This is a genomic window from Chelativorans intermedius (assembly GCF_025398255.1).
Taxonomy (GTDB): Bacteria; Pseudomonadota; Alphaproteobacteria; order Rhizobiales; family Rhizobiaceae; genus Chelativorans; species Chelativorans intermedius.
The window spans coordinates 124920-131907 of sequence record NZ_JAODNW010000018.1 but is presented as its reverse complement, the minus strand read 5'-3'; the positions used below and the strand labels follow the sequence as shown (position 1 = coordinate 131907).

6 protein-coding genes are annotated in these 6988 nt (G+C 63.6%); 1 reads left to right on the top strand and 5 read right to left on the bottom strand.

Annotated features, from left to right (window positions below; genetic code table 11):
• Positions 1–521 precede the first annotated feature (521 nt).
• From NYR58_RS13905 to NYR58_RS20530, 5 genes are all read right to left on the bottom strand, one after another.
• Positions 522–1013 carry a GNAT family N-acetyltransferase gene (locus NYR58_RS13905; RefSeq protein WP_261521494.1) on the bottom strand — a complete coding sequence of 164 codons (492 nt, stop codon included), beginning with the start codon at positions 1011–1013 and terminating at the stop codon, positions 522–524.
• The gene (locus NYR58_RS13900) at positions 1010–1300 is read right to left on the bottom strand and encodes a type II toxin-antitoxin system TacA family antitoxin (protein ID WP_261521492.1); all 291 of its coding nucleotides are present in this window, start codon (positions 1298–1300) and stop codon (positions 1010–1012) included. Before NYR58_RS13900 ends, NYR58_RS13905 begins: the two co-directional genes overlap by 4 nt.
• A gap of 320 nt (positions 1301–1620) precedes the next feature.
• Positions 1621–3831 (bottom strand): amylo-alpha-1,6-glucosidase, encoded by a 2211-nt coding sequence (locus NYR58_RS13895; RefSeq protein WP_261521505.1) that lies wholly within the window; start codon positions 3829–3831, stop codon positions 1621–1623.
• A gap of 35 nt (positions 3832–3866) precedes the next feature.
• A complete protein-coding gene (locus tag NYR58_RS13890) occupies positions 3867–4958 on the bottom strand; it encodes a glycosyltransferase family 4 protein (RefSeq protein WP_261521491.1) in 1092 nt (363 codons plus the stop codon).
• 223 nt (positions 4959–5181) lie between these two features.
• A complete protein-coding gene (locus NYR58_RS20530) occupies positions 5182–5505 on the bottom strand; it encodes a DUF1127 domain-containing protein (RefSeq protein WP_315903340.1) in 324 nt (107 codons plus the stop codon).
• A 1-nt stretch (position 5506) separates the two neighbouring features.
• On the opposite strand from NYR58_RS20530, the gene NYR58_RS13880 reads away from it, so the two are divergent.
• Positions 5507–6925: an aminotransferase-like domain-containing protein gene (locus NYR58_RS13880; protein ID WP_261521502.1), complete on the top strand. Its 1419-nt coding sequence runs from the start codon at positions 5507–5509 to the stop codon at positions 6923–6925.
• Positions 6926–6988 lie beyond the last annotated feature (63 nt).

Below are 6988 nucleotides of genomic sequence, written 5' to 3'. Positions count from 1 at the left end.
CGCAATGGGCGCAGCCGCTTGAGCTGCTTGATGGCTCCGCGCCTGCACCCATTGCTCACGCCGCCGAATGATGGCACACAAAAGGAGAACAGGCTCGACTTACGAGTGGCCCTGAAAAAAGGGGCAGGTCACTGGCGCCGGTCCGCACGGGCGGCTCTCCCTGCCGCAGGGCCCCTTGCATGTGCCCCTGTGCCCCATGACCCGCCGGTTCCCCTTCTTCCTCCCAGCTTCCCGCGAGTATGAGCCAAGTTCGACCGTTGTCAACAAAACCGCGGCGAGCGGACCGTGGTCCGACCGCCCGTTCACAATCTGGGGCAACTCATCGGATGAGGCCTCGATCTGTCTTTGGATCCGAAAGCGCGAAGGCTAACCCCAATCCGCAAGCGAGGCTCATGACGACAAACGAAACGCAACGGCCGTTATGGCGTGGCTTCGTGTCTTGAACCTTCCGAATCTAAATCTCCGCCTGCCCGAATTTTTGCTCAGTTGTCACGATTTATTCGTCTCGGGACCCGCCAAAATCAGAGGCTTGCTTTCAGATCGGCCAGCGTAACCATCAACGTCATTGGGTCAAATGGCGACGGCTCGAAGCCGATCCGCTCGTAGAATGCCTTCGCCTCGGTCGAAAGCGCATGCACGAGAATTCCACGCACCCCAATGATATCTGCCGCTTGAATAACACGCCGACCGGCATCTTGCACCAAAGCACGGCCAAAGCCTCTGCCTTGTTGCGATTGATCCACGGCCAGTCTACCGAGCATCACCACCGGTATCGGATCGGGCATATTGCGACGAAATCGCCCGGGTGCAGCATCCACGGTGACCGCGCTCGATGCCAAAGCGTAGAATGCCAGGACACGGTGGCCATCACAGGCAACGAAGGTGCGGGAAGCGCCAGTCGCCTGATTTTTCAAGGCACGATGCCGCAGCCAGTTGTCCAGACTTTCAACGCCCGATGCGAAAGTCTTGAGGTCGTGATGCACGTCCAGCGGTACCGGCGCTGAAAGCGTCATGCCTTCTTCCAAGGGGCTTGCGCCTGCATTGTCTTGCGCAATCTTTCATTTGGTTGGGGCGGCATATCGAGACGCGCCAGAAAAGCCGCATAGGCGGCCGGGTTTGTGGCAATAACGGCCTGGTCGAGCAAGGCTTCCTCGGCAGCCGCGCGCGCGGCATCCAACACGAAGTCGGTTCGGTTCTTGCCTCGCGCCCTTGCGGCGCGGTCGATCAGATTCCGTTCTTCGGTCTTGATGCGAATGTTCAGCGTTTCTCGCTTGCTGGGTGCTGTACGCAGTCTTGCCATGGCCTCAATCTCCGGTATAGAACGAACATACTACTTCGTAATGTCAATGTCATTACAAAATGACCTTCGAGCCGCTTGTCTTGTTGCGTGCCTCTTCGTTCATTCCCCCGTGCTTGAACCTCCATGCCAATCGGCTCAATCGGCACTGTTTGCCGGACCAAAGGTAGAGGGTTCTGTTCTAGACGTTATTGGTCATTCTGTGAGTGCTTACGTTTCACCTCTGCTGGGAAGTATAATTCTTTGATTTAAAATCATAATCTAAACTTCAAGTGGAAGCCGCGCCCGTGCGGCGGCTTCGCCCTGTTTCGCATCGCCTGCGGTCAGTAGGTGGTTGTCACCCGTGCTTCGCCCTGCCGGTCGAGAGGCTGGACGAGCACTTCCGAACCAGCCTGGCGAAGCGCGACATCGAGGCGGCCTCGCGGCAGCGTGATGCCGCGCAGCGTTACCTCTTCCAGAAATTCCGGCAGCATCGGCCGATGGAAGATCAGCGTGTCGCCCGCGCTGTCGAAGCCCATGCCGAGGCAGGATTGCAGGATCGACAGCGGCGCCACGGCCGCCCAGGCCTGCGGCGTGCATGCCACGGGATAGAAGGTGGGGCCACGGCTGAGCTGCCGGGGAAAGCCGCAGAACAGCTCCGGCAGGCGGCGCAGGTCGATATAGGTCGAAGCCATGAACAGCCCCTCGAACACGCGCACCGCCTCCCGCCTGAAGCCGTAGCGGGCGAAGCCGGCAACGATCAGTGCGTTGTCGTGCGGCCACACCGAGCCGTTGTGGTAGCTCATCGGATTGTAGCGGGCTTCGGTGGTGGCCACGGTGCGGATGCCCCAGCCGGAGAAGGAGCTGCGCGCCATGAGCGTCTTGACGACGCTCGGCGCGCGTTCGGGATAGGCGATGCCCGTATACAGCGTATGCCCGGCATTCGACGCCCGCACCCGGCAGGGCCGCTTCTCGCCGTCGAGCGCCAGCACATAGGTGCCCAGCACCTCGTCATAGAAGGCGCGGTCGAAGCGGGCCCGCAAATCCTCCGCCATCACCTCCAGCTCCAGGCTGCGCCCGTGGAGAGCCAGGGCCTTGGCCATCGCGGCAGCCGCCTTCCATGCGGCATAGACATAGGCCTGCACCTCGGCAAGCGCGATCGGCCCGGTGGCCAGCCGGCCGTCGGCATGGAAGACGGCATCGAAGCTGTCCTTCCAGCCCTGGTTGGCAAGACCTTCCGTCGTGCGCCGGCCGTATTCCACGAAACCGTCCCCATCGCGATCGCCATATCTGGCGATCCAGGCCAACGCGGCTTCGATGTTCGGCCACAGCGCACGAATGGTCTCGACATCGCCGGTGCGCTCCAGATAGCTGCCGGCCAGCATGACGAAGAGCGGTGTGGCATCGACGCTTCCATAGTAGCGTCGGAAGGGCACCTCGCCCAGTTCAGCCATCTCGCCATAGCGCACTTCGTGGAGGATCTTGCCCGGTTCGGCATCGGCGGCGGGATCTTCCTCCTGCGCCTGATTGGCCGCCAGGTGCCTGAGAACGCCGCGGGCGATGGTGGGGTCGAGCCACAGCGTCTCAAGGGCAGTGATCAGCGCATCGCGGCCGAAGACGGTGCTGAACCAGGGAATGCCCGCATAGGGATAAGGCCCATGCTCGGTATCCGTGACCAGCATGTAGAGGTCGGCCACCGCGCGGCGCACCGCCTCGTTGAAAACGTCGTTGGACGTGGCCACCGAGGCCGCCCTGCCGACCGCCGCGCGCATGGCGCGCCGGGCCTCGCGCAGGCTGGAAAAGAACTGCCGGCGCGGCGTCATCTCGGGACGCTCTTCCCCGCAGGCGATCTCGACGAAAACCTGTCGCGTCTGCCGGGGCGCCAGCTCGATCTCATAGACCGCGTGGTCGCCGGCAAGCTCGGTGGGTTGCGGATCGAAACGCAGCTGGGTCTCGCGGCGCACGCGATCAAGCCCGGTGTAGGAAAGCAGCACCGTTTGTGCCGGCGCGTCCACCTTCGGAGGGTGAAGGCAGCCACGCTTGGCGCGGCGCGCACCGCGGACCTCGAAGAGATCGGCAAAATCCGCGGCGAAGGCCAGCACCAGGCGCACGCGCCTGCCCTCCTCGTCGAAGTTGCGCAGGCTTATCCGCTCGAAACACGTGGCATTCCAGAGAAAACGGGTGCGGCGGATGTGGATGAGGTCATGCGCAAGCTTCAGTTGCCCGTTCTCGTAAAGATCGGGATTGGCAAGATCGAAGGTCAGAAGCGCGTTGTCATCGCGCAGCATCGAACTGAGAAGCAACGGGCGCTCGCCGTCGATGGTCAGGAAGAAATGCGACAGATGGCGTGTATCGCGATGAAAGATGCCCTCGGGGCTGCCCGGCCCCGAGAGCGCATCGCCATTGTGGTCGAACATGGAGAAGGTGTCGCCGTGCTTCTGCGTGCGCGGGCGGCGCTCCTGAAGGGGCGCGGTGGCCGCGATGAAAAACTGCGGCGTGCGTGCAGTGGTAAAGCCCGCCGGCTGCGGGGTAAGCGGATCGACGCAATCGTCCATGGCGTCCACCATTGCCGTCGTCAATCGCGTGGGTTTCAGGCCACCGTCTGGACACCCATGCCCGCCGCCTCGGCGGGAAAGGGAATCGTCATCAGACGATGGTGCAACAGACGCTCGTAAACGTCCAGATAATCGGCGGCCATGCGCTCCACGCTGAAGCGCCTTTCAAAAGCGCGCCGCACCCTGGCGCGGCTCAGCGTGCCGACGCGCCTGACCGCCTCAGTCGCCGCTTCCACATTTTCGACTATGAAGCCGGAAACGCCTTCCTCGATGACCTCAGGCACGGAGCCGTGGCGGAAAGCGATCACGGGCGTGCCGCAGGCCATCGCCTCGATCATGACGAGGCCAAAGGGCTCCGGCCAGTCGATGGGAAAGAGAAGCGCGGCCGCCTTGCCCAGAAACTCCGCCTTGGCCTTCTCGTTCACCTCGCCCACAAACTCGACATTCGGATGACGGGCGATCATCGGCGCGATCACATGATCCCAGTACTCCTGGTCCGCCTTGTCCACCTTGGCGGCGATCTTCAGCGGCATGCCGGCCCTTGTGGCGATCTCGATGGCGCGGTCGGGCCGCTTCTCGGGCGAAATGCGGCCGAGAAAGGCGAGATAGCCCCCCTCCCCCGCAGGGTCGAACGGCAGCAGGTCGCGCGGCAGGCCATGATGGACAGTCGCAACCCAGTTGGCCATCGGCAGCGGGCGGCGCTGATCATCCGAAATCGAGACCACCGGAATCTCGGGGAAGGTCCGGTAGAAGGGTTTGAGGTCAGGCAGGTCCAGGCGGCCGTGCAGCGTCGTCACCGTGCGGTGAGCAAAGGGCCGGACGAGCGGAAAATGCAACAGATCGATATGGAAATGCAGGATGTCGAAGTCATCGGCGCGCCGGCGCACCTCCTCAAGCAGCATGAGATGATGCGGAAGCGGGTCGCGGACAGCGGGGTTGAGCCTCAGGGCCCGGCCCGTGCAGGCGACGAGCTCTGCGCTGGTTTTCGAATCGGCCGAGGCGAACAGCGTCACCTCATGGCCCTGACGAACCAGCTCCTCGGTCAGATAGGAGACAATGCGCTCCGTGCCGCCATAGAGCTTGGGGGGAACACTTTCGGCCAACGGAGCAATCTGGGCGATCTTCATCGGCAACACCTCCTCTTTGTCGAGAGCAAGCATCACAGGATGAGCGGACGGCCCGGGATGATCGGCGGACAGTCCGCCGATCATTTAGGAAGAGTTTTGCCGGGGAAAAGATGCATCGCGAAACTGCCGTTCCGGCGGAGCTGCGACACTGCAGCCGCAGCGCATTCCAACACCCACATCCACCCGGACATCTGCGGAACAGCCGGCCGGAACCCCGAAAGCATCAGTCCCAGAAAGGCCTGAGTCCCTCGCGAACCGCATCCGCCCGGGAGATGCCGATGTCCTTGAGCTGCGCGTCGGACAGCTCCAACAAGGCCCGGCGGCTGCGCCGCCTTTCCATCATCCGCTCCAATTTCATCGCCATGCGGATTGCAAGGCAGGCAAGGCCGCCCACCATCTGGCCAATGGCCGGTAGCCTGCGGGAGGGACGATTGATTGTATCAATTGTATTCATCTTTTGCCCTCTCCTTAGGGCGTCCGGGTACAATTGTTCGATTGCTCTTTTATTCATTGACTCAATCGCGGTGACAACATAGAAAATTGTCATGATGACAAATTGGATTCCCGATCTCTCCGAAGGCGCAGGCCCGCTCTATCTGCGGCTGGCCGAGCAGATCGAGAGAGGCATCGAGAGCGGGGTGCTGGCCAAGGGCGCGAAGCTGCCGCCACAGCGCAACCTTGCCTTCGACCTGGGGGTTACTCTTGGCACGGTCAGCCGCGCCTACGCGCTGGCGCGCGAGCGCGGGCTCGTCAGCGGCGAGGTGGGGCGGGGAACCTATGTGCTGGCGCGCGAGCCGGCAGACCCCCAGCCCTCCCGATCGTCCGCGACGGGTGACATGGAAGGCACAAGAGAAACGGAAACGCCGCCGGGCAAGCTGCATTTCGATGCCACCGCGGCGCCCGATGTCGGCCAGGGCGAGGCGATCGCCCGCCTGTGCGCCGAGATCGGGCGCGACCATCCGCACGAGTTGATGGACTACACCAGGCGCTTTCCCGAGCACTGGGCCCAGGCCGGCAGCCAGTGGCTCGCAGGCGGCACCTTCCAGCCTGGACCCGAGAATATCGTGCCCACCCTTGGCGTGCACGCCGCGGCAATCGCCGTCATTGCCGCCGTCACCTCACCCGGCGACTCCATCGCCTTCGAGCACCTGACCTATTCGCAGGTCGCACGCAGCGCCAGCCTGCTGGGCCGGCGCATCGCCCTCGTGCGGTCCGACGAGTCCGGTCTCATCCCGGAGGAGTTCGAGCGCGTCTGTGCCCAGCGCCACCCCCGGCTGTTGTTCGCCATGCCGGTCCTGCAGAACCCCACACTGGCTGTCATGCCCGCCGGGCGCCGCGCCGCCATCGCCGAGATTGCCCGTCGATACAATGTCTGGCTCATCGAGGACAATCTCTATGGCGCGCTGACCGACGACCCCGGCCCGCTTCTGGCCGAGCTTGCCCCCGAGCGCACCTTCCACCTTGGCGGCCTCTCGAAATCCGTGGCCCCGGGCGTGCGCGGCGGATGGATTGCCTGTCCGCCCAGTTACGGACGGCGCATCCGGGTGGCCCACCGGATGCTGAGCGGCGGCCTGCCCTTCCTCCTGGCCGAGCTTTCGGCGCGGCTCGTGCTTTCAGGAGAGGCAGAGGCGATCCGGGCACGGTGCATTGCGGAAAACAACGCGCGGCTCGCGCTGGTGCACAAGGCCCTGGCCGGCCATCATTTCAGGTCGAGCCCCAATGTTCCCTTCATCTGGCTCAATCTGCCCGAGCCCTGGCTTTCGGGCACGTTCAAGAAGGCGGCTTCCGAGGAAGGCGTGCTCATCGACGATGCCGACGAGTTCAAGGCCGGCCGCTCCGACCAGGTCTTCCACCATGTCCGCCTCGGCACGTCCGCCCCACCCAACCGCGAGGAAACGGCGCGCGGGCTGGGCATCGTCCGCCGGCTTCTCGATCATGGCGAGGCGGGCTATGACAGCCTCGACTGAGGCTTTCGCGTCTTGCGGCTTTCCCCGATTTTTCGCACAAGGGCGGTGCAACAGGGCGCAAGG

What these genes read in the sequence shown, in the direction of transcription:
- NYR58_RS13905 (WP_261521494.1), bottom strand. Translation starts at nt 1,013, where the DNA reads ATGACGCTTTCAGCGCCGGTACCGCTGGACGTGCATCACGACCTCAAG.
- NYR58_RS13900 (WP_261521492.1), bottom strand. Translation starts at nt 1,300, where the DNA reads ATGGCAAGACTGCGTACAGCACCCAGCAAGCGAGAAACGCTGAACATT.
- NYR58_RS13895 (WP_261521505.1), bottom strand. Translation starts at nt 3,831, where the DNA reads ATGGACGATTGCGTCGATCCGCTTACCCCGCAGCCGGCGGGCTTTACC.
- NYR58_RS13890 (WP_261521491.1), bottom strand. Translation starts at nt 4,958, where the DNA reads ATGAAGATCGCCCAGATTGCTCCGTTGGCCGAAAGTGTTCCCCCCAAG.
- NYR58_RS20530 (WP_315903340.1), bottom strand. Translation starts at nt 5,505, where the DNA reads ATGACAATTTTCTATGTTGTCACCGCGATTGAGTCAATGAATAAAAGA.
- NYR58_RS13880 (WP_261521502.1), top strand. Translation starts at nt 5,507, where the DNA reads ATGACAAATTGGATTCCCGATCTCTCCGAAGGCGCAGGCCCGCTCTAT.